A 20,744-nucleotide genomic window follows, 5' to 3' on the forward strand; every position below is an offset into this window, starting at 1 on the left:
CAGAGTTTTACTTTGAGCCTTTTGTTTTTATATTTATCCTTTGAAATAGAAATTTATGATTTTACAAACTCAAATTCCGGTTGCCAAAGAAAAGTACCATCCGATAACTTACGATTCAAAAATCTTGTTATTAGGTTCTTGTTTTTCAGAAAATATCGGCAACAAGTTAGCCTATTTTAAGTTTCAATCAACTCAAAATCCGTTCGGAATTTTATTTCATCCAAAAGCGATTGAAAACTTAATTACAAATGCCATCAACGAAAAAGAATATACAGAAAATGATATTTTCTTTGCAAATGAACGCTGGCATTCTTTTGATGTGCATTCTAATTTAAGTTCTTCTGATAAAAATGAATTGCTTACCAATTTAAATCAACAAATAACAGCAACAAATCAGCACTTAAAAAATGCTTCACACATTATAATTACCTTAGGAACTTCGTGGATTTACAGATTCATAGAAGCCGATACAATTGTTGCAAATTGTCATAAAATTCCGCAAAAAAAATTCTTAAAGAAACTGCTTTCTGTCAATGAAATTACAGAAAGTTTAGATGCAATTATTGCACTTATTAAGTCGATCAATCAGAAAATAACTATTCTTTTTACCGTTTCTCCCGTTCGTCATTTAAAAGACGGATTTACACAAAATCAGCAAAGCAAATCACATTTAATTTCGGCAATTCATCAAGTTGTTGAACCAAAAAAGCACACACATTATTTTCCGAGTTATGAAATTATGATGGACGAATTACGCGATTATCGTTTTTATGCAGAAGACATGATTCATCCAAATAAAACAGCAATTAATTATATCTGGAAAAAGTTTACAGATTCATGGATTTCAAATGATTCCAAAGGAACCATGAAAGAAGTTTCTACAATTCAAAACGGAATACATCATAGACCTTTTAATCCGAATTCTGAGGAACATCAGCAGTTTCTAGAAGACTTACAAGTAAAAGTTAAAAGCTTACAAGAAAAATATCCTTTTATAGATTTGTGAAAGATTTACTCTTTTTTTAATCCTGTTTACATTCTTTTTTTTCACCTTCTAGAAACAACAGTAATTAATTTAAAGAAATTAAAAAATAATCACTAAATTTATCAAGTATTAATTTCCCCGATTAAAAAATGATTAAAAAAATAATAATAGGCATTGTATTAGGAACCTTAATAGGATTGTTTACAACTTCGTTCTTTAAGTCTCAAAAGGCAGAATTATTAGAGCTCTTTTTAACAAAAATCACTGCAACTTCAATTGTTACCGGGTTTTTTTGCGGAATTTACGCCCACTTATCTAAATCAAAACTTCAAATTTTCTTAGTTTCTATACTTATTGGAATGGCAGTTTTTTTTCTAAAATACCTTATTACTGGCCATAATTTTGACCCTTTAACAATGGGCGCTTTTACAGGAGCTTTAATTGGTGCTGCTTTTTCAATCATCAAAAAAATAGAAATATCGCTAAAAATCATGGCGCGTTTAAAAAGACGTCGCCAATCTGGTTTTAATATAGGAGACTATTAAAGATGTTGATCTACATTTTGCCAAGGCCCTCCATTAATAACGTCGACTCCATTCTTTTTTAAAAATTGAGCTGCTTGTCCACTTCTTCCTCCACTTAAACAAACTGCAATTACAGGTTTATTCCAAGATTTAATTTCTTCTATTTGTAACGGAATTAAATTAAGAACAATATGTTTAGCACTGTTAGAATGTCCTTGATCCCATTCCATTTTTGTTCTAACATCTAAAACAACTGCGCCCTTTTCTAAATATTCTTTAATTTCTAATCCCATATCTTTTCTTTTAAACATGTCAAAAAAACCCATGTAAATTTATTTTATTTGTTAATTTTTACACAAAACTATGCCTTTTTCTATAAGTGTTCTGTAGCTTTTGTTACATTTCAATTCTTCTAACTTCTTTAATATTCTTTTTTGAATAGAAAAATCATTTTTCACAGAAAGTTCGTAAAGCTCTAGCACTAGCAACCAATCGTTTGGGAACTTATTTGTTAATTCGCCAAACACCTCTTCTATATATTCTTCTGAAATGTTATTTTGTTCTCTAAAATCTCTCACTTTTTGATATAAAGCATATAACTCTTTATCAGAATTTGAGTAGTTAATTTTATGTGTTTTTATTTCTGAAACCTTATTTACATCTAAAAAAGAAAGGACTGAAGCTGGCCCTGCGTATGCAGACACAATTTCTTTTCCAACTGCCATGTCATAAATTCCCCAAGAAGGATCAAACAACACAGTGTTTTGATATGTAACTGTACAATCTTTAAAGGAAATTAATTGAATTTTTCCGCGTAAATCTCTCGTTCCTGTAATTACTTTTCCAACTACTTTTATACCTCCTTCAAATTCTAAAGTTGTTTGTTTTCCTTCGTAAATTCCGTATGCTTCTAAATCTCTCGGGCTCATGTTTTCAATCGGAATATTAATCCCTTTTAGTTTCCCTATCGGACTTCCAAATCCTTCGGCGTGATATTCAATTCCGTGCCCAATTAATTCTTTATCTCTATTAGACAAAGCGGTTTTTCCAATTGTTTGAATATAAATTGGCTTGTTCTCAAATGCTATCACATTAGAAAAACGACCAGAAATTTGCAATCCTGTACTCAATTCAACAGTTCCTAAATTTTTAGAATTTATCAGTTTATTTACACCACTTAATCCGCCTTTTCTTAATGCCATTGTATTTGCAAATTGCTCTAACACTAAACTTAGTTTGGCAAAATTTGGAGTTACAAATAATTGCGGTTGTGGTTTGGTAATATCAAAACTAACATTGGCTGCTTCTAAAGAATACGGAATCTTTTTTACCTCATCTGTTAAACACCAAGCACTTTCTCCTATTGATGACAACAAACCTGCCCCATAAATTTTTGGTTCGTCAAGTGTTCCAATCAAACCATATTCAACGGTCCACCAATGTAAATTTCTAATTTGTGCCATTTCAGACAATTCCCCCATTGTATTCTGTAATTCTTCTACAGCATTTTGAGCTGCTTCAATTTCTTCTTTATAACTACTTGGATTTTCTTTTAATATTGATAACAACCGAATCGCTTCATACATTTCATAATCTTTTGATGATGAAATTGCTTTGCTTCCAATTTCTCCAAATCGCCTTAAATATTCTGCATATTCGGGATTTGCAATGATGGGTGCATGACCAGCAGCTTCGTGAATAATATCTGGCGCTGGTGTATACTCAATATGATTTATAGTCCTCATATCTGATGCAATAACTAACACATTATAGGCTTGAAATTCCATAAAAGCATTGGGCGGAATAAAACCATCAACAGAAACAGCAGCCCAACCAATCTCCTTTAAAATCCTGTTCATTCCTTCCATATACGGAATTGAATCAACAGAAATTCCTGTTTTTTTTAAGCCTTTACTATACGATTTATGTGCAACACGTTTTAAATAATCTACATTCAATCGCATTACATAACGCCAAACTGCTTGGTTTTGCGAGGTGTATTCTTCGTACGGCTGTTTTACCATAAACTTATGTAAATGCTTTGGTAGTTTTTTGGTGACTTCATTCAATTCTAAATGATTTTCCATTGTGACTATTTATATGAGTAATAAAGACTCTTTTTTGTGATTTTTACAGATGTAAAGTTACATATTTTGTGATTGATTTACATAATATTATTATTTAAAAGCACCTATTTATTATCTTAGCTGCTATCAAAATAAAACTCAACTTGAAAAATCATTTTTCTAAATATATCTGTACCCTTTTTTTAGCATTTTTAATTTCTAATTGTAATACACAAAAAACGATTGCAATTAATTTAGATGCTGATATTGTAAATCCAAAAACATATGTTGTTTACAAAACAACTAAAGCATTAATTATTGATGGAAAAGCAGATGAACAAGATTGGAAACAGGCAAAATTTACATCAAATTTTATTGATATTAAAGGCGTTAAAATTCCTAATCAACAAACAAATGTAAAAATGCTTTGGGATGAAAATTTTTTATATGTCTATGCAAAGTTGCACGAAAAACATATTTGGGGAGACATCACAAAAAGAGATCAAGTCATTTTTTACAACAACGATTTTGAGGTTTTTATCAGTCCGTCTAACGACACACATAATTATGGAGAAATTGAAATCAATGCGTTAAACACTGTTTGGGATTTGGTTTTAAACAAACCGTATAATGTGGGCGGAAAACCAAAAAACAACTGGAATTTAAACACCTTAAAAACGGCTGTTTTTATCAAAGGAACAGTAAACAATGCTGATGATATTGATGCCTTTTGGTCTGTAGAAATGGCTATTCCGTTAAGTGCTTTTGCTGAGTTAAAAAACAGACCAAAAATAAAACCAAAAGATAGTGAGCAGTGGCGAATTAATTTTTCTAGAGTTCAATGGAGTCATGATATTACAAACGGGAAATACTCAAGAAAAAAAGTAAATAATAAATTCTTACCAGAATACAATTGGGTTTGGTCTAATCAAGGAGCCATTAATATGCATTTGCCAGAAAACTGGGGATATATTCATTTTTCTGATAATAATCCCACAAAACAAATAGAATTCAAACATCAAACAGATGTGTTAACAGAACAAGTAACGTATGCGTTGTTTAGAAACATTTCTTTTAAAAAATTAACCTATTTGAAAAAAGAAAAAACTGGATTTCAAATTCAGTTTGAACCTATAAAAATCGACAAAGAAATTATCAATGCCTCCTTTTTAAAAACCCACACAGGTTTTACAATTCAAACTCAAAATACACAAAAAAACATCCTATATTCAATCAGTGAGAACGGATTAATTCATCGTAAAAAAATCAATAACACTAAAAAATAATCAATTGAAGAAAATCGTTTTATTAGCAATACTAACTCTTGTCATTTCTTGTCATCAAAAAGAAAAAAAACAAGAAAAATCAGCCAAATTTATTTTTAGCTCTTGGGTGCATGCTGGAAAAGAATTTAAAAAAGAAACCTGGATCAAAAAACTCGATTTTTATGATTCATTAGGAATTAGCGAAATTTTAATTGGAGGATCACCTAAAATTTTAGAAAAAATTATTCCACTTGCAAACAAAAAAAACATCAAAATTCATGGTTGGATGTGGACCTTAAACAGACCTGGAGACACTATCGCTCAAAAACATCCAGAATGGTATGCAGTAAATAGAAATGGACAAAATTCTTTAGAATACAACGCTTATGTAAATTATTATCAATGGTTAAGTCCGTTTCATCCAGACGCAAGAAAATACATCATTAACAATGCTAAAAAAATGATGGCTGTTAAAGGATTGGCTTCTGTTCATTTAGATTATGTTCGGTATCCAGACGTGATTTTAGGAGCAAATTTACAGCCGAAATACAATTTGGTACAAGAAACCGAAATGCCAGAATACGATTACGATTACCATCCAATTGCAAGAGCTGGATTTAAAAAGATTTTTGATAAAGACCCAATGGGTTTTAAACATCCAGAATTATCTACAGAATGGCGTCAATACAGATTAAATGCCATTACAAGTTTGGTCAATGAAATTATTGAAATTGCACATTCTAAAGACAAAAAAGTTACTGCAGCCGTTTTTCCTTTTCCAGAAATGTCTCGACAAATGGTTCGACAAGCTTGGAACGATTGGAGTTTAGATGCGGCATACCCGATGTTGTATCAGAATTTTTACAGAGAAAACATCAATTGGATTGGTTTTGCTACCAAACAAGGGGTTTCTGATGTAGCTTTTCCTATTATTTCTGGATTGTATGCTCCGGCTTTAAAAGATCCAAAAGATTTAGAAAAAGCAATAAAGATAGCTAAAGAAAATGGCGCAAAAGGAATTTCTATTTTTACTGCTGATGGATTGACAAAAAAGCAACAAGCTGTCTTTGTGAAGCTAAAAAAATGGATTCAAAATAACTAACCGAATTCTATTTGTTTTGTACCTTTGCTCTTTAAATGTCTTATGAATAAAAAAGTAATTTTACTTATTTTAGATGGCTGGGGAATTACACAAGACCCTAAAGTTTCTGCAATTTACAACGCAAAAACACCTTTTATCAATTCGTTATACAACGATTTTCCGCATGCAAGTTTACGTACTGATGGGGAGCATGTTGGTTTACCTGAAGGACAAATGGGAAACTCAGAAGTTGGTCATATGAATTTAGGCGCTGGAAGAATTGTCTATCAAAATTTAGCGCGAATTAATAAAGCTGTAAAAGAAGATACTTTATCACAAGAAAAAACATTGGTAGACGCTCTTAATTACGCGAAGAAAAACAATAAAAATGTTCATTTTTTAGGATTGGTTTCTAATGGTGGAATTCATTCTCACATCAATCATTTAAAAGGATTGCTAAAAGCAGCAAAAGAAAATAATGTAGAAAATGTGTTTTTACATGCTTTTACAGATGGGCGAGATTGCGATCCAAAATCTGGAAAATTCTTTATCGATGACATTCAAAAAACCATGAAAGAAACTACTGGAACTTTGGCGTCAATTACGGGTAGATATTATGCAATGGACAGAGATAATCGTTGGGAAAGAGTACAATTAGCCTACGATGGATTGGTAAACGGAAATGGAGAGAAGTCCAACAACGCACTAGAAAGTATTCAAAAAAATTATGATAATGGCGTAACGGATGAGTTTATCAAGCCAATTATTATGGCTGATAAAGACAACAATCTAACAGCAACAATTCAAAAAGACGATGTAGTTATTTTCTTTAATTACAGAACCGACAGAGGAAGGCAATTAACCAATGCGTTAACTCAAAAAGATTTTGTTGAATACGGCATGAAAAAGTTACCGTTGTATTTTGTAACCATGACAAGTTATGACGATACCTTTAAAAATGTACACATCATTTATCACAATAGCAACCTTAAAAACACCTTAGGCGAAGTTTTAGAGACTGCCAACAAAAAACAAATTAGAATTGCAGAAACTGAGAAATATCCGCATGTAACATTTTTCTTTTCTGGTGGAAGAGAAAAAGAATTTAATGGAGAAAAACGATTGTTATGTCAGTCTCCAAAAGTAGCAACTTACGACTTAAAACCAGAAATGAGTGCCTACGAAATTAGAGATACCATCGTTCCTGAATTAGAAAAAGGCGATGTAGATTTTGTGTGTTTAAACTTTGCAAACGGAGATATGGTTGGTCATACTGGCGTTTTTGAAGCTGCAATTAAAGCATGTGAAACTGTTGATGTTTGCACAAAAGATGTGGTAACGGCTGCTTTAAATAATGATTATACAACAATCTTAATTGCAGATCACGGAAATTGTGAAACGATGATGAATCCGGACGGAAGCCCACATACATCACATACTACAAATCCAGTACCCATTATCTTAATAGACAAAGAAATGAAATCAATAAAAAATGGTATCTTAGGCGATATTTCTCCCACCATTTTAAAGTTAATGGGCATAGATCAGCCCAAGGAAATGACTCAAAAACCTTTAATTTAGTTTTTAAATGAAAAAAATACTCTTTTTATTTATAGTAACATATACAATTACTAGTTACGCACAAGAAAAGGCAACAGCAACCAAGAATATTTCTGGGGATTTAGTTGGCATTGCTCATAAAAAAGATTTTAAACAACAACCCTATTCTAACTGGTTTATTAAAAATTACGACACATACAAACCTGATAAAAAAAGTATTTCTAAACTTAAAAGAAAACTTAAAAATGTAAAAATAAAAGCATTTGTAGCTACTTGGTGTAAACTAAGCAAAAAAGACATCCCTCATTCATATAAAATTTTAGAACAAGCTGATTTTGACTTTAATAATATTGAGTTTATCACCTTAAATAGGGGAAAAAAAACACCTGATAATTTGCAAAAAAATTTTAATATTAAAAGTGTTCCAACATTCATCTTTTATAAAAAAGGCAAAGAAATTGGCAGGTACATTGAATTCCCTCATCAGAACTTAGAAAAAGATTTTTTAACAATTGTGAGTGGTAAAAAACACAAGCAAAATAAAAAAAAATAAAAAAATGGTGCAAAAAAATCATTTAATTTTAGCTATCGATTTTGACGGAACCATCGTAGAAGATGCGTTTCCAAAAATTGGTAAACCTTTAATTTTTGCTTTTGAAACATTACATAAATTACAATCCGAAGGACATCGTCTAATTTTATGGACTTACAGAAGTGGCAAACCACTACAAGAGGCTGTTACTTTTTGTAAAGAAAATGGTATCGAATTTTATGCGATAAATAAAAGTTATCCTGAAGAAAAATTTGATAAAAAAATAAGTCGAAAAATTCACGCAGATTTATTTATTGACGATAGAAATGTTGGTGGTTTTGCTGGCTGGACAGAGATTTACAAAAAGATATTTAACTCAGAACCAATAATTAATAAAAAAAGCTGGCCTTTATCTATATTTTCAAAATAATAGATCCGTTGAATTAGTTAAAATCGCAATAATCTCCCACTATATTTTCTTTAAAACAAGAATGGGTAATCACTACCGAATCAACCTAGTAACCACTCTGTTTTTCAACTACTTATACCTTACAGACATCGTACGGGTTAATATAGCGTAATTACAAAACAGACTGAATATAAGGTTCTTTGTCTGACTTTATTTGTTTTTTAAACCTTCTACAATGCAGATTTACACATTTTGTATATTTACTGTTAAGCTGTCAAAAGGCATTTTTTATTAGTTGTTTTTTAAAGTATCTTTGCGGATAATTTTACCTTAATGATTCAAATAAAAACCTTAGAAGAAATTGAAATCATGCGAGAAAGTGCATTGATTGTTTCTAAAACTTTAGGAATTCTTGCCAAAGAAGTAAAACCTGGTGTTACGACGCTTCAATTAGATAAATTGGCAGAAGATTTTATACGCTCAGAAGGTGCAATTCCTGGTTTTTTAGGATTGTATGATTTTCCGAATACATTATGTATGAGTCCGAATGCACAAGTTGTACATGGCTTCCCTACCAATGACCCTTTGATAGAAGGTGATATTATTTCTATTGATTGTGGCGCTTTAAAAAATGGTTTTTATGGCGATCATGCATATACTTTTGAGGTTGGAGAAGTTGCTCCAGAAACCAAAAAATTACTAGAAGTAACTAAACAAAGTTTATACGAAGGAATTCGTGAATTAAAAGCTGGAAATAGAGTTGGAGATGTCGGATTTGCAATTCAGCATTATGCAGAAAAACATGGTTATGGAGTTGTTAGAGAATTGGTTGGACATGGTTTAGGAAGAAAAATGCACGAAGATCCAGAAATGCCAAATTACGGAAAACGAGGAAGAGGAAAAAAGTTTGTAAACGGAATGGTAGTTGCGATTGAGCCGATGATAAACATGGGAACGCATCAAATAAATCAATTAAAAGATGGTTGGACCATTTTAACTAGAGATGGAAAACCTTCTGCGCATTTTGAACACGATGTTGCCATTGTAAACGGAAAACCAGAATTGCTTTCTACTTTTCAATATATTTATGATGCATTAGGAATTACTTCTGATGAAGAAAAAGAGTTTAGAGCTTAAAGCTATCGTATGAAATTAAAATATATCATTTTCATTTTTATTACAGGTGTTATTTTAATATGTGCTGGAGCTTTATTTAAAATACTTCATTGGATGTTAGGACCAGAATTACTTATCAGTGGAATAATGCTACAAATAATTGCCTTCCTTTTATTTATTATAAAACTGTTTACTAATAAAAAATTTAAAGCCATTTTAAATCAGTAATTGAAAATCTTTAAAACCATATTAAACACTTTTCCAAGACCAATGCTTATTAAACTAAGTTATTTGGCTAAACCATTTATTACCTTATGGTTAAAAGGAAACAACTTTACAGATCCAATTGATGGAAAAAGTTTTCGTAAATTTTTACCGTACGGATATGAAAATCAACGAGAAAATGCTTTATCTCCAAGTACACTTTCTTTAGAAAGACATCGTTTACTTTGGCTGTATTTACAAAATGAAACAGATTTTTTTACGGCACAAAAATCTGTACTTCACATGGCACCAGAACAGTGTTTTTTATCCATTTTTAAAAAACAAAAAAACTTAGATTATACTACTGCAGATTTGTATTCTCCGATTGCAGATATAAAAGCAGATATTCTTAACTTACCTTTTGATGACAATTCGTTTGATGTTGTTTTTTGCAACCATGTATTAGAACATATTTCTGACGATACAAAAGCAATGCAAGAATTGTATCGCGTTTTAAAACCAAACGGAATGGGAATTTTTCAAATTCCGCAAGACTTATCAAGAGACAAAACTTTTGAAGACGACTCTATTACTGATCAAAAGGAACGCACAAAAATTTTCGGACAATACGATCATGTACGCGTTTATGGGAAAGATTATTTTGACAAGCTACGCTCTATTGGCTTTAAAGTTGACGAAGTAGATTACACAAAAAAAATCGCTCCAGAAATGGTAGATCGATTTTGTTTGTCTAAAGGCGAAATTTTGCCTATTTGTTTTAAATAACTATGGATATTTCCTTAAAAAATCTTCTAATGGAGCTAATTTCTCATCCCCTAAAACAATAAGTTTACCGCCATCAATTTCTTGATAAATTTGAAAGCCACCACTCTCTAATCGTGTTAATTTAGATTTTCCTGAATAAACCCTTGCTTCATTAAAAGCTACAGTTACTTTTTTTCGATTTTGATTTACAACTAGTGCTTTATTGTTGTAAAAAGGACCTAAATTATTAATAAAAAAAATATAGCAAAAAATTAAAAAAGTAGCTCTCTTAAAAAAAAGATATTAAAAATTTCTAAATTCTTTTATCGAAGCGTCTTTCTTTAAATGAATCAAAATAACTTTAATGTTGTTGTGTTTTTTTAAGAATGTTTTTGTTTTTTCGAATCCCATTGCCATAAAAGCAGTTGCATACGCATCTACATCAGCACAATCTGAGTTTGCAATTACAGAAGCACTTAACAAATTACTTTCTTTTGCAAAACCTGTTTTTGGATTTACCGTATGGACATATTTTTTGCCTTCTTTGGTAATTCTAAATTTTCTGTAATTTCCAGAAGTTGCCATGGAAGCATTTTCTAGCCGAATTGTAGTTTGAAATGATTGTGTCCCGTCTGTATTTGGTTTTTCTATCGCTACATTCCAAAAGTTTCCTTTTTTGTTTTTTCCTCTAGCCCTAATTTCTCCGCCAATTTCTACCAAATAATCATGAACGTTCTTACTTTCTAAAAAACGACCAACTACATCAATTCCAAAACCTTTGGCAATCGAATTAAAATCTAAATAGGTTTCTTGAAATTTTTTTTCGATTTTATTTTTTTTCAATTGCACTTTGTCTAAACCAACAAATTGCATCATTTTATGAATAGACAAACTATCTATTTCTTTTTTAGATTTGTTAGGTCCAAAACCCCAAGCATTTACCAAGTTACCAACTGTTGGATCAAAATAACCATCGGTTTCTTTAAAAATTCGTTTAGATTTTCGGAAAACCTCAGTAAATAATGCATCAACAATTACGGTAGAATCGCCAGAATTAATTTTAGAAAGATCTGAAGTTGAAATGTAGGTTGAAAGTGATCTATTTACCAAAAAAAACAAACTATCAATAGCCTTTTGATACTTGACATTCTCTTTATGTAAAATTGTAATATGATAAGTTGTCCCGAAAACAAATCCCTCAAAATTAATTATTTGCATTTCTTTTTTTGAAGTACACGAAAATAAAATTGCTAAAAAAAACAGTAAAAAAAACTTTTTCATTCCTAAAAATTAAATAAAAACAAAGATACATTATAAAATACTCATAAAGTCATCATAAAATATCATTAATAGTCCTGTTATTAGAATCTATTTTATAAATTTGCTTAACAAATAATTTTTAAGAAAAAAATGAAAAAAATACTACTTTCCCTAGCCGTTGTTTTTCTACTTGGTTCTTGTGTCTCTAAAAAAGATTATGTAACCTTAGAAGCAACACATCAAAAAACAAAAGACGAATTACTTGCTGTAAAAACCAATTTAACAAAATGTTTAATTGAAACAGAAAAAAATCAAGCGACAGCTTCTTCATATAAATCTAAAATTACAGATTTAGAAACTACTGTTAAAGACTTGCAAAAAGACAAAAGAAAAACATTAGAGTTTGTTGATAACTTAACGGTACTTACTAAAGGAGCAAATGATAACATTAAAGAAACATTGATCCAATTAAGTAAAAAAGACCAGTACATTAAGTATATTAGAAAAGCAATGACAAAGAAAGATTCTTTGAATTTAGCAGTTGCTTTTAACTTAAAGAAAGAATTAAAAGAAGGTTTAGACGATCAAGATATTAAAATTAACGTTGAAAAAACGGTTGTTTTCATTTCTATTTCTGATAAGTTATTATTTAAAAGCGGAAGTTACAATGTAACTGATAAAGCGTATAAAGTATTAGAAAAAGTTGCAACTGTTATCAACGGACAACCTAATATGGATGTTATGGTTGAAGGTCATACAGATTCTAAAACTATTAAAACAGAATTCTTAGAAGACAACTGGGATTTATCTGCAAAAAGAGCAACTTCTATCGTTAGAATTTTACAAAATAAATTTAAAGTTACTCCAGGTAGATTAATTGCTGCTGGTAGATCTAGTTACGTGCCTTTAGCACCAAACGATACTGAAGCAAATATGGCTAAAAACAGAAGAACAAAAATTATTATCATGCCAAGATTAGATCAATTCTTTGATTTATTAGAAGAAAAAGCTGAGTAATTTTTTACCACATATTTTAAAAAACCTGTTTCGTTGAAACAGGTTTTTTTTGTTTGTAAAATAATTAGGTTTGTTTTTAAACTCCTTTTTATATAACTTCGCTACATATGCTGAACTTGTTTCAGCTACACTGAATATAGTTCATTACAACGAATCCATATTCGTTAATTAGAAAACATACAAAACCAACCTTTATGAAAAAACGTGATTTCCTAAAAAACATATCACTGGCTGTATTAGGCGCTCCATTTTATGGTAGCACTTTAGCTTCTTGTGCAGACGAAGCTGCTAAAACACCAGTAAATAAATTAGCTTCTAGTGAAGATTTCTGGTTAAAAGTCCGAGAAGATTACAAACTCAAACCAGAATATATCAATTTAGAAAGTGGATATTATAATATCATTCCTAATCCAACTCTAAATGCGCTTCACAAAAACATCGACATGGTTAATTATGAAGGTTCATATTATATGCGAACAGTGCAATGGGATAACAAAAAACGTATGTCAGAAAAATTAGCAAATATTGTTGGGGCCAAAGCAAAAAATATAATCATTACTCGAAACACAACCGAATCTTTAAATATGATTATTAAAGGGATGGATTGGAAAGCGGGAGATGAAGCAGTATATGCAATTCAAGATTATGGTGCTATGAAACTAATGTTTGAGCAAGTTGCAAAACGATTTGGAGTGGTTAATAAAGAAATTTCAGTACCTAATCACCCAAAATCCGATGAAGAAATTGTGAGTGTATACGAAAAAGCAATTACAGCAAAAACCAAATTGCTTATGGTTTGTCATATGATTAATGTTACTGGACAAATCTTACCAGTTAAAAAGATCTGCCAAATGGCACATAGCAAAGGTGTAAAAGTGATGGTAGATGGAGCACATTGCGTTGGTCATTTTGAATTTGAAATTAATGACCTAGAATGTGATTTTTACGGCTCTAGTTTACACAAATGGTTAGCTGTTCCTTTGGGTACAGGTCTTTTGTATGTTGCTGATGAACATATAGATGAACTTTGGCCAATTTTTGCAGAAAATAAAAGAAAACCAGGCGATATATCTAGGTTAAATCATACCGGAACAATTCCCGTATATCATGACTTAACTATAGAAAACGCCATAGATTATTATACATTACTTGGCGGTGCAAGAAAAGAAGCCAGACTGCGCTATCTACAAGAATACTGGACTAAAAAAGTAAGAAATGTTCCTGGAATTAAAGTAAATACACCTAAAGAGTCTCATAGAGCCTGTGGAATTGCCAATGTTGGAATTGAAGGTATAGAACCTGCAGATTTAGCAAAAAAATTACTGGATGATTATAACGTTTTTACAGTTGCTATAAAATATGCAAATGTACATGGATGTAGAATTACACCAAATGTATTTACCACGACTAAAGAGTTGGATATCTTTGTAAAATCCTTAAAAGAAATGGTGGTATAAATTATGAGTTATTGATTAAAATATGTAACAAAACCTATTCCAAAATCTTAATAAAATCTTCAAAAGCTACATAATATGGTTGGTCTTTAAAAACCGGATTTTCTGTACTTTCTGCATTGGCAATTCCTACGCCAGCAAACCAAACTTTAGCATTTTGCTTTTTTGCGTGTTCTTTAAAAGTCTCCATCCAAAGCACATCATATTCTTCTGGAGTTTGAATATTATTGGTGGTTTTTACCAATACAAAAATGGTGGGTTCTCCTTTTTTAAACAATACAAATTGCGGATGTTTTTTTAATTCACTATTTACTGCAACAAACTCATAACCCATTTCTTGGAGTTTTTTTCCAATGATGTTCATTCCTAAATTATGCAATTCTTGAGCTGATAAAACTTGCATTCTTATTTCTTTTTATTGTGCTTGTTGTAGTTTTTGTCGCCACGAGTTTTTGGCTTTTTGTATTTCTTTGCAATTTCTCTTCGGTAAGAACCACCTTGGTTGGTTTTACTGTTCTTTTCGCTTTTTTCATGAAATGCTTCACCAGGAACATATTCTTTCTTTGTTCTATTCTTAGAGCGTTCTATGTCTTCTCTTGGCCGTTCATCTTCTGTTAACAATTCAGAAATTGCAACTTCGGCAGGAAATGCTACTTTCGGAATTTTATAATTCATTAATTCCTCTAAGGCAGTTTTATCTTCTTGTTCTTTTGGCGTAGAAAATAAAATGGTTTTTCCTTCGTGTTCTGCTCTACCAGTTCTCCCAATTCTGTGCATGTAATTTTCAGGAAAATTAGGCGTATCAAAATTGATCACATGACTAATTTCTTCTAAATCTAATCCACGCGCCATAACATCTGTAGCCACCATAATTCTGTTCATTCCGTCATCAAACTGACGAATAGAACGAATTCTGTAATTCTGAGTTTTGTTAGAATGTATCACACAAATTTCATCAGCAAACGATTCGTCTAAAGATTCAAACAATCTATCTGCTCCTCTTTTATTTGCAACAAAAACCAACACTTTGGTAAAGGTCTTTGTATCTTTTAATAAGTGATTTAATAAATTTACTTTGGTGTAAAAGTTAGGAACATCATAACATTCTTGTGCAATATTATCTAACGGCGTTCCGCTTACTGCAATAGAAACCTTTTCTGGCGATTTAAAAAAGTCTGTAATCAATCCGTCAACATCTTCTGTCATTGTTGCAGAAAACATAATGTTTTGTCTGCGTTCTGGTAAAATATCAAAAATGTTTAAGAGTTGAAAACGAAAACCCAAATCTAACATTACATCCACTTCATCAATCACCAATTTTTGGATAGACTTCATGTTTAATGTTTTGCTCAAGGCTAAATCGTACAATCTTCCTGGAGTTGCAACAATAATATCTTGACCTTGTAAAATGGCTCTTTTTTGCACGTTGATATTTGCGCCACCATAAACTCCCAACACACGTAACGTAATATATTTTGCTAGTTTTTCTATTTCTTCTACAACTTGCAACACCAATTCTCTTGTTGGAACCAACACTAAAATCCGTGGATGCTTTTGTTCTGTAAATTTTAAATCTCTTAAAAGAGGCATCATGTACGCAAAAGTTTTCCCGGTACCTGTTTGCGCAATTCCAACTACATCTTTACCTGATCTTACTACAGAAAATGCTTGTTCTTGAACTGGAGTTGGATGTGTAAATCCTAAGTCTTCAACAGCGTTTAGAAGTTGTGTAGATAAATTTAAATCTTGAAAAGTAGTTTGCATAAAAAAATTAATTATGCGGCAAAGATACCATTTCTAAAAATGTTAATTCTCTAAAATTGTTTTTAAAGTAGCTGTATATTTTTCAAACCTTCTTACGTTGTGATGCGTTCCATTTTTAAGCGGAATAAACTCTTTCTTAGATGTAGAAATGAGCTTAAATAATTGTTTACTTCCTTCCATCGGAGTAGTTTTATCTTCTGTGCCATGAAAAATGGTAATCGGGCTTTTAATTTTTGAAATGTATTTGTTGGATGTAAATTTAAAGTTCAATAAAAACTTCGGAATTACTTTGTATTTAAAGTTTGCCGCGTGATGCAAATCATAAAATGGGGCCTCTAAAACAACGTGCTTTGGATTGTTTTCTGATGCAACTTTTGTGGCAAATGTGGTTCCTAAAGAACGTCCATACACAATAATTTTGTCTTCAGGAAATTGCTTTTTTACATACTCATAACTAAGTAAAGCATCGTTATACATTTGGGTTTCATTAAAAACTCCTGTACTTTTTCCGTAACCTCGATAATCGATCACAAAAACATCATACTTAAATTGTGTGAAATACGAAGTAATTTCTCCCCAACGAATTAAATTTCCTTGATTTCCATGAAAATATAAGATAATTCCTTTCGGATTTTCTGCCTTAATATGCAATGCATTTATGGTTTGGTTGTCTTTTGTTTTTAGGTTTACTTCTTCAAAATCAAAAGGAAATTGATACACATATTCTGCATCAATTGCTTCTGGTAAAAAAATAATTTTTTCTTGAAAAACATGTAATAAACCCATAATCAATATATAAATTGATACTAACGAAATTAGTGTCTTTTTTAATCGTTTCATTTCTTAGATGTGCGTTTAGTTCTTATAAAATCGATGCTTGTTTTTTCTCGATCAACTTTAGAAACATGCTCACTATTTAAAATTTCATCCAAAGCGCTGTGATAGCTTTCAAAATTATGCAAATTTTTATGTCCGCCACCAATAATTGGGTACAAACGCGTTAAACTTGGTTTCATTTTAGACAATTTTAAGCTTGATTTAAACGGAATCATCTTATCATTTGTACCATGAATAATTTTAATCGGGCAATCTACATATTTTATCCATTTGTAGGTTGGTATTTGATAACGCATTACCAAACCTAACGGAATAAAAGGCAAATAACGTTTTACATTTTTAGACATGCTAAAATACGGACACGCCAAAACCAACATTTTTGGATTATTTACAGAAGCAACTTTGGTTGCCAAACCAGTTCCTAAAGAACGTCCGTAGACAATAATTTTATCTTCGTTAATGATTTCTTTTAGTTTGTCATACACCAACAACGCATCATCTTTCATGGATTGTTGACTCATTTTTCCGGTACTTTTTCCGAAACCACGATAATCCATCATGATAACATCGTATCCGTGAATGGTAAAATCGATGGCAAATTTCCCCCAACCTTTGATGCTTTTAGAATTGCCTTTTAAATAATACACAACACCTTTAGAGTTTTCTGCCTGAAAATGCAATCCGTTAATAACAACGCCTTTTTTTATTTCGAGATTGTATTCTTTTACTTTTTGATTTTCGTACTGAAATATAAAATCTTCTGGCAATTTTTCTGGATGAAATAAAAAGCGTTCTTGAAAAAAATACAAGACAATACTTACAAAAGCAATGACTGCAAAAATGATTAAAATGATACTTGTATAATTCATCTAGAATTTTATTTGCACTAAACTACTGATTTTAAATTCAATAAAAAACAGTAAATTTATCAACCTCTTAATTACAACAACCAAATTAATATGATAAAATTCTTAAGCAGCATCAGTAAAGACAAGATTGTCATTGTTTTTTTACTGCTCTTTCTAATTTCTTGTAAACCACAAACAACACTTCCAGATCCTTATGAAGCTGGCTGGAAAGGCAAAAAAGTTTGTGAAGTATTACAAGACAACACTAAATTAAGAGTGCTAAAATGTACGTTTCCCCCTGGAGTTGGTCACGAGAAACATTATCACAATACACATTTTGGCTACACAATTACTGGAAGTAAATTTAGAATTACAACTACAGATGGAATCAAAGAAGTTGATGTACCGACCGGAAGTAATTTTTCAAATGAAGGAATTACCACGCATGAAGTTTTAAACATTGGAGATAAAACAGCTGTATTTTTGATTATTGAACCTAAATAAGCTTAAAACGATGATAAAAAATTATGTGCAAATATGCTTGCAGAAATCAAAAAAATGTTGAATTCCTAAATCAAAAAACCGACACATTTCTGTATCGGTTTTGTAAATCATTACTAGCCCCTAATCAAGTAATAATCTTTCTTTTAAAATTATGATTTATTCCTCTTTACGTTTCTATGCAATTAAAAATTAATCACATGCAACAAACGAAATCAAATATTAAATTTAAAAATAGCATTTCCACTAACTTATGAAGAAACAGTGTTTTCTTGTGAAGTTGAAGTTGATTTCTTTGTTATCCCCTACATTTAGAGCACGTTTTCTAATCCCTTTTTATATTTAGTAGAAAGAGGTATCTTTTCGTTTTCTAATTGAATAAAATCTTTACCTAAAGTATTAATTTTGGTAATATTTACGAGATATCTTCTGTGGCTTTGATAAAAAAGAGCCTCTGGCAATAAGTTATTAAACTCTGACAACTTACCTCTTATAACGTGTTTTTTCTTTTCTAACATCACCTCTAAATAATTTCCATCAGATTTTACAAAATAAATATGTTCAAAATACAATTTCACTTTTAGATTTCTATCTTTTATATACAAAAAATCATTACTTGTTTGCTTTAATTCATTCGAATTTTTCTGAGTTGATGAAAAATTATTTAATGCAATACTAATGGTTGTTAGTAATGTAGATTCTTGATAAGGTTTCATTAAATACCCATTAGGATTGGCCCCTAACACTTCTTTTAAAGTGTTTTGATCTCCATATGCGGTTAAAAATATTATTGGAATATTTAAATGTTTCCGAACTTGTTGTGCTAACCAAACACCATTTTTTGCTCCGGCTAAATTAACATCTAACAAAATTAAATCTGTTTCATTTTTTTTCAATTCTTCCCATGCCGTTTCTGCTTTTGCTGCCGATCCAGAAAGCTTAAAATTATTTTGCAACAACATTGTTTCAAGAGAAATTCTTGAAATTGCCATATCTTCAACTACATAAACACTAATTGTTTTCATCTTTTATTTTATAGGAATTTTTAAAAGTTAAAATATATGTTAGCCCATTATCATTTAGAATCTCTAATCTAGCACCAATTTCTTCCACAAACATTTTAATTAATTTTTGCCCCATTGTTTTACGTGTGATTGATGCATTTACATCAAAACCTTTTCCGTTATCAGAATACATAAATCGATATTCATTTAATGCTACCTCTTCTAAAGAAACAGATATGACTCCTTTTTTATTTGTGTTAAAAGCATACTTAAAAGAGTTTGTAACCAATTCATTAAAGATAAGTCCTAATGTTGTAGCATAATCTAACGTTAAAGAAATATCTGCTACATTAATTTTATAATCTATATTTTTTATGGATGATATTTGCAAAAGTTTGGCGCCAAGTTCTTTTAAATATTTTTTCATTGAAACTAAAGACACTGTTTTTTCTTGATAAAGCATTTCGTGAACCATAGCAATAGAATTGATGTGCTTTTGAGATTCATTTACCATTGCTGTAATTTCTGCATTTTCATGCTTTACCGACTGTAGATACAATAAGCCCGAAATTAATTGTAAGTTGTTTTTTACTCGATGATGTATTTCTTTTAATAAAACTGTTTTTTGTATTACAATTTCCTCAATTTCTTTCTTTTGATTTTGGATACTAATTCTATCTTTTCTTGATTTTACAATAAAAATAATAATACTAATTAAAAATATTAATAGAAAAATAATTGCGTAGGTAACAATTAATAATAAATCATCTTTTTTATTCATTTTCTAAACCGTGCTTATTTATATAGTTCCATTCTGTATAAATTAATACTTGATAAATTATATAAAAGACCGTATTAAAAATCCAAATATCTATGTATGGATCTTCAATAAAAACAAGTTCATAATTTCCAAATAAAAATATTAAAGAGCTGCATAAAACATACAAAACCATTCCAGTGTTCAAGAAAAAAAATTGTTTCTTTTCTCCTAAAGTATTGTAAAAGTGAATAAAAGCGTACACTATTAATAGCAAGGAAGTCGATGCTATTTCAAACAAGTTAAATTGCCAAAAAGAATCTTTATTAAACACATACATTCCTATAATAATTAAAGTTACAATGATGTAGTTGGTAACAATAATTTTTTTTAATTTTTGATTTGTAAATAAGCGGTAAAAAACGGCACTTAATAATACAAATTGCGCATTAAAATAAAAGTGTGATAAGAAAAAATTTGCTCCTGGGTTTATATATCCAATGATATTACAAAACAACTCAACAATAAATAATACAATTAAATAAATGGTTACATACTTATAAACTTGATTGTTGAATTTCTTAACCTTAAACGAAAATAAAATTGCGTTGATTAACAATAAAAAAAGGCTAAAAACACTTAATGCAAAACCGAAAAAGTAAGGATCCATATACTTATATTTTTTATAAAAATACTATATTAAAATTAATTCCAATATTTTATAACATCTAATAAAAAGGAACTTCATTCTTTACCCTTAAATATAACCATAAAAAAACCGATACATTTCTGCAT

Annotated in this window: 23 protein-coding genes; 13 read left to right on the forward strand and 10 right to left on the reverse strand. The window is 30.4% G+C overall.

Annotated elements, in window-relative coordinates:
• The first annotated feature begins 55 nt into the window (after window positions 1-55).
• A complete protein-coding gene (locus KCTC32516_RS02115) occupies window positions 56-1,006 on the forward strand; it encodes a GSCFA domain-containing protein (protein WP_301401692.1) in 951 nt (316 codons plus the stop codon).
• Window positions 1,007-1,134: 128 nt separating this feature from the next.
• Window positions 1,135-1,530, forward strand: a complete 396-nt coding sequence (locus KCTC32516_RS02120) for a hypothetical protein (protein WP_301401693.1) — start codon at window positions 1,135-1,137, stop codon at window positions 1,528-1,530.
• Here KCTC32516_RS02120 and KCTC32516_RS02125 read toward each other — a convergent pair.
• Both KCTC32516_RS02125 and KCTC32516_RS02130 read right to left on the reverse strand, forming a co-directional pair.
• The gene (locus KCTC32516_RS02125; protein ID WP_301401694.1) at window positions 1,527-1,802 is read right to left on the reverse strand and encodes a rhodanese-like domain-containing protein; all 276 of its coding nucleotides are present in this window, start codon (window positions 1,800-1,802) and stop codon (window positions 1,527-1,529) included. The two genes, KCTC32516_RS02120 and KCTC32516_RS02125, sit on opposite strands and share 4 nt — an antisense overlap.
• Before the next feature lie 51 nt (window positions 1,803-1,853).
• Window positions 1,854-3,596, reverse strand: a complete 1,743-nt coding sequence (locus KCTC32516_RS02130; protein ID WP_301401695.1) for an aromatic amino acid hydroxylase — start codon at window positions 3,594-3,596, stop codon at window positions 1,854-1,856.
• 143 nt (window positions 3,597-3,739) lie between these two features.
• Between KCTC32516_RS02130 and KCTC32516_RS02135 the strand changes: the two genes are divergently transcribed.
• From KCTC32516_RS02135 to KCTC32516_RS02170, 8 genes are all read left to right on the forward strand, one after another.
• Window positions 3,740-4,861: a carbohydrate-binding family 9-like protein gene (locus KCTC32516_RS02135; protein WP_301401696.1), complete on the forward strand. Its 1,122-nt coding sequence runs from the start codon at window positions 3,740-3,742 to the stop codon at window positions 4,859-4,861.
• A gap of 4 nt (window positions 4,862-4,865) precedes the next feature.
• The gene (locus KCTC32516_RS02140; protein WP_301401697.1) at window positions 4,866-5,942 is read left to right on the forward strand and encodes a family 10 glycosylhydrolase; all 1,077 of its coding nucleotides are present in this window, start codon (window positions 4,866-4,868) and stop codon (window positions 5,940-5,942) included.
• A 42-nt stretch (window positions 5,943-5,984) separates the two neighbouring features.
• Window positions 5,985-7,502 carry a 2,3-bisphosphoglycerate-independent phosphoglycerate mutase gene (gene gpmI / locus KCTC32516_RS02145; protein WP_301401698.1) on the forward strand — a complete coding sequence of 506 codons (1,518 nt, stop codon included), beginning with the start codon at window positions 5,985-5,987 and terminating at the stop codon, window positions 7,500-7,502.
• Window positions 7,503-7,509: 7 nt separating this feature from the next.
• Window positions 7,510-8,034 (forward strand): thioredoxin family protein, encoded by a 525-nt coding sequence (locus KCTC32516_RS02150; RefSeq protein WP_301401699.1) that lies wholly within the window; start codon window positions 7,510-7,512, stop codon window positions 8,032-8,034.
• Between the two features lie 4 nt (window positions 8,035-8,038).
• Window positions 8,039-8,443: a BT0820 family HAD-type phosphatase gene (locus tag KCTC32516_RS02155; RefSeq protein ID WP_301401700.1), complete on the forward strand. Its 405-nt coding sequence runs from the start codon at window positions 8,039-8,041 to the stop codon at window positions 8,441-8,443.
• A 312-nt stretch (window positions 8,444-8,755) separates the two neighbouring features.
• Window positions 8,756-9,559, forward strand: a complete 804-nt coding sequence (gene map, locus KCTC32516_RS02160) for a type I methionyl aminopeptidase (RefSeq protein WP_301401701.1) — start codon at window positions 8,756-8,758, stop codon at window positions 9,557-9,559.
• Window positions 9,560-9,568: 9 nt separating this feature from the next.
• Entirely contained in the window at window positions 9,569-9,766 is a 198-nt protein-coding gene (locus KCTC32516_RS02165; protein ID WP_301401702.1) for a gliding motility protein GldL, read from the forward strand.
• A gap of 42 nt (window positions 9,767-9,808) precedes the next feature.
• Window positions 9,809-10,528, forward strand: coding sequence for a class I SAM-dependent methyltransferase (locus KCTC32516_RS02170; RefSeq protein ID WP_301402715.1), 720 nt, complete (start codon window positions 9,809-9,811; stop codon window positions 10,526-10,528).
• Between the two features lie 282 nt (window positions 10,529-10,810).
• On the opposite strand, the gene KCTC32516_RS02175 is transcribed toward KCTC32516_RS02170, so the two are convergent.
• Window positions 10,811-11,788: an FAD:protein FMN transferase gene (locus KCTC32516_RS02175; protein ID WP_301401703.1), complete on the reverse strand. Its 978-nt coding sequence runs from the start codon at window positions 11,786-11,788 to the stop codon at window positions 10,811-10,813.
• Between the two features lie 129 nt (window positions 11,789-11,917).
• Here KCTC32516_RS02175 and KCTC32516_RS02180 point away from each other — a divergent pair, with 129 nt between their 5' ends.
• Together KCTC32516_RS02180 and KCTC32516_RS02185 are read left to right on the forward strand one after the other, a co-directional pair.
• A complete protein-coding gene (locus KCTC32516_RS02180; RefSeq protein ID WP_301401704.1) occupies window positions 11,918-12,784 on the forward strand; it encodes an OmpA/MotB family protein in 867 nt (288 codons plus the stop codon).
• Window positions 12,785-12,978: 194 nt separating this feature from the next.
• The gene (locus KCTC32516_RS02185) at window positions 12,979-14,241 is read left to right on the forward strand and encodes an aminotransferase class V-fold PLP-dependent enzyme (RefSeq protein WP_301401705.1); all 1,263 of its coding nucleotides are present in this window, start codon (window positions 12,979-12,981) and stop codon (window positions 14,239-14,241) included.
• Between the two features lie 34 nt (window positions 14,242-14,275).
• Here the strand turns inward: KCTC32516_RS02185 and KCTC32516_RS02190 are convergent, their stop codons facing one another.
• The 4 genes from KCTC32516_RS02190 to KCTC32516_RS02205 are packed head-to-tail and all read right to left on the reverse strand — an operon-like array spanning window position 14,276 to window position 17,708.
• The gene (locus tag KCTC32516_RS02190; protein WP_301401706.1) at window positions 14,276-14,641 is read right to left on the reverse strand and encodes a DUF8840 domain-containing protein; all 366 of its coding nucleotides are present in this window, start codon (window positions 14,639-14,641) and stop codon (window positions 14,276-14,278) included.
• A 2-nt stretch (window positions 14,642-14,643) separates the two neighbouring features.
• Window positions 14,644-16,002, reverse strand: a complete 1,359-nt coding sequence (locus KCTC32516_RS02195) for a DEAD/DEAH box helicase (protein WP_301401707.1) — start codon at window positions 16,000-16,002, stop codon at window positions 14,644-14,646.
• A gap of 42 nt (window positions 16,003-16,044) precedes the next feature.
• Entirely contained in the window at window positions 16,045-16,788 is a 744-nt protein-coding gene (locus tag KCTC32516_RS02200; protein ID WP_301401708.1) for an alpha/beta hydrolase, read from the reverse strand.
• A gap of 50 nt (window positions 16,789-16,838) precedes the next feature.
• A complete protein-coding gene (locus KCTC32516_RS02205; protein ID WP_301401709.1) occupies window positions 16,839-17,708 on the reverse strand; it encodes an alpha/beta hydrolase in 870 nt (289 codons plus the stop codon).
• Between the two features lie 90 nt (window positions 17,709-17,798).
• Between KCTC32516_RS02205 and KCTC32516_RS02210 the strand changes: the two genes are divergently transcribed.
• Window positions 17,799-18,191, forward strand: a complete 393-nt coding sequence (locus KCTC32516_RS02210) for a cupin domain-containing protein (protein WP_301401710.1) — start codon at window positions 17,799-17,801, stop codon at window positions 18,189-18,191.
• Between the two features lie 308 nt (window positions 18,192-18,499).
• On the opposite strand, the gene KCTC32516_RS02215 is transcribed toward KCTC32516_RS02210, so the two are convergent.
• Genes KCTC32516_RS02215 through KCTC32516_RS02225 form a run of 3 tightly spaced genes read right to left on the reverse strand, consistent with a single transcriptional unit; the run spans window position 18,500 to window position 20,619 of the window.
• Complete coding sequence (locus KCTC32516_RS02215) at window positions 18,500-19,213, reverse strand: LytR/AlgR family response regulator transcription factor (protein ID WP_301401711.1); 714 nt, start codon at window positions 19,211-19,213, stop codon at window positions 18,500-18,502.
• A complete protein-coding gene (locus KCTC32516_RS02220; protein WP_301401712.1) occupies window positions 19,200-19,973 on the reverse strand; it encodes a sensor histidine kinase in 774 nt (257 codons plus the stop codon). The genes KCTC32516_RS02215 and KCTC32516_RS02220 overlap by 14 nt, the downstream gene beginning before the upstream one ends.
• Window positions 19,966-20,619 (reverse strand): hypothetical protein, encoded by a 654-nt coding sequence (locus KCTC32516_RS02225; protein WP_301401713.1) that lies wholly within the window; start codon window positions 20,617-20,619, stop codon window positions 19,966-19,968. The genes KCTC32516_RS02220 and KCTC32516_RS02225 overlap by 8 nt, the downstream gene beginning before the upstream one ends.
• Window positions 20,620-20,744: the final 125 nt, after the last annotated feature.

It is taken from the genome of Polaribacter huanghezhanensis (assembly GCF_030444335.1).
Classification (GTDB): Bacteria; Bacteroidota; Bacteroidia; order Flavobacteriales; family Flavobacteriaceae; genus Polaribacter; species Polaribacter huanghezhanensis.

Coding starts and splice junctions, on each gene's coding strand:
- KCTC32516_RS02210 (WP_301401710.1), top strand. CDS start 17,799: ATGATAAAATTCTTAAGCAGCATCAGTAAAGACAAGATTGTCATTGTT.
- KCTC32516_RS02190 (WP_301401706.1), bottom strand. CDS start 14,641: ATGCAAGTTTTATCAGCTCAAGAATTGCATAATTTAGGAATGAACATC.
- KCTC32516_RS02155 (WP_301401700.1), top strand. CDS start 8,039: ATGGTGCAAAAAAATCATTTAATTTTAGCTATCGATTTTGACGGAACC.
- KCTC32516_RS02225 (WP_301401713.1), bottom strand. CDS start 20,619: ATGGATCCTTACTTTTTCGGTTTTGCATTAAGTGTTTTTAGCCTTTTT.
- KCTC32516_RS02175 (WP_301401703.1), bottom strand. CDS start 11,788: ATGAAAAAGTTTTTTTTACTGTTTTTTTTAGCAATTTTATTTTCGTGT.
- KCTC32516_RS02205 (WP_301401709.1), bottom strand. CDS start 17,708: ATGAATTATACAAGTATCATTTTAATCATTTTTGCAGTCATTGCTTTT.
- KCTC32516_RS02185 (WP_301401705.1), top strand. CDS start 12,979: ATGAAAAAACGTGATTTCCTAAAAAACATATCACTGGCTGTATTAGGC.
- KCTC32516_RS02130 (WP_301401695.1), bottom strand. CDS start 3,596: ATGGAAAATCATTTAGAATTGAATGAAGTCACCAAAAAACTACCAAAG.
- KCTC32516_RS02115 (WP_301401692.1), top strand. CDS start 56: ATGATTTTACAAACTCAAATTCCGGTTGCCAAAGAAAAGTACCATCCG.
- map (WP_301401701.1), top strand. CDS start 8,756: ATGATTCAAATAAAAACCTTAGAAGAAATTGAAATCATGCGAGAAAGT.
- KCTC32516_RS02170 (WP_301402715.1), top strand. CDS start 9,809: ATGCTTATTAAACTAAGTTATTTGGCTAAACCATTTATTACCTTATGG.
- KCTC32516_RS02195 (WP_301401707.1), bottom strand. CDS start 16,002: ATGCAAACTACTTTTCAAGATTTAAATTTATCTACACAACTTCTAAAC.
- KCTC32516_RS02120 (WP_301401693.1), top strand. CDS start 1,135: ATGATTAAAAAAATAATAATAGGCATTGTATTAGGAACCTTAATAGGA.
- KCTC32516_RS02200 (WP_301401708.1), bottom strand. CDS start 16,788: ATGGGTTTATTACATGTTTTTCAAGAAAAAATTATTTTTTTACCAGAA.
- KCTC32516_RS02125 (WP_301401694.1), bottom strand. CDS start 1,802: ATGGGATTAGAAATTAAAGAATATTTAGAAAAGGGCGCAGTTGTTTTA.
- KCTC32516_RS02150 (WP_301401699.1), top strand. CDS start 7,510: ATGAAAAAAATACTCTTTTTATTTATAGTAACATATACAATTACTAGT.
- KCTC32516_RS02165 (WP_301401702.1), top strand. CDS start 9,569: ATGAAATTAAAATATATCATTTTCATTTTTATTACAGGTGTTATTTTA.
- gpmI (WP_301401698.1), top strand. CDS start 5,985: ATGAATAAAAAAGTAATTTTACTTATTTTAGATGGCTGGGGAATTACA.
- KCTC32516_RS02180 (WP_301401704.1), top strand. CDS start 11,918: ATGAAAAAAATACTACTTTCCCTAGCCGTTGTTTTTCTACTTGGTTCT.
- KCTC32516_RS02220 (WP_301401712.1), bottom strand. CDS start 19,973: ATGAATAAAAAAGATGATTTATTATTAATTGTTACCTACGCAATTATT.
- KCTC32516_RS02215 (WP_301401711.1), bottom strand. CDS start 19,213: ATGAAAACAATTAGTGTTTATGTAGTTGAAGATATGGCAATTTCAAGA.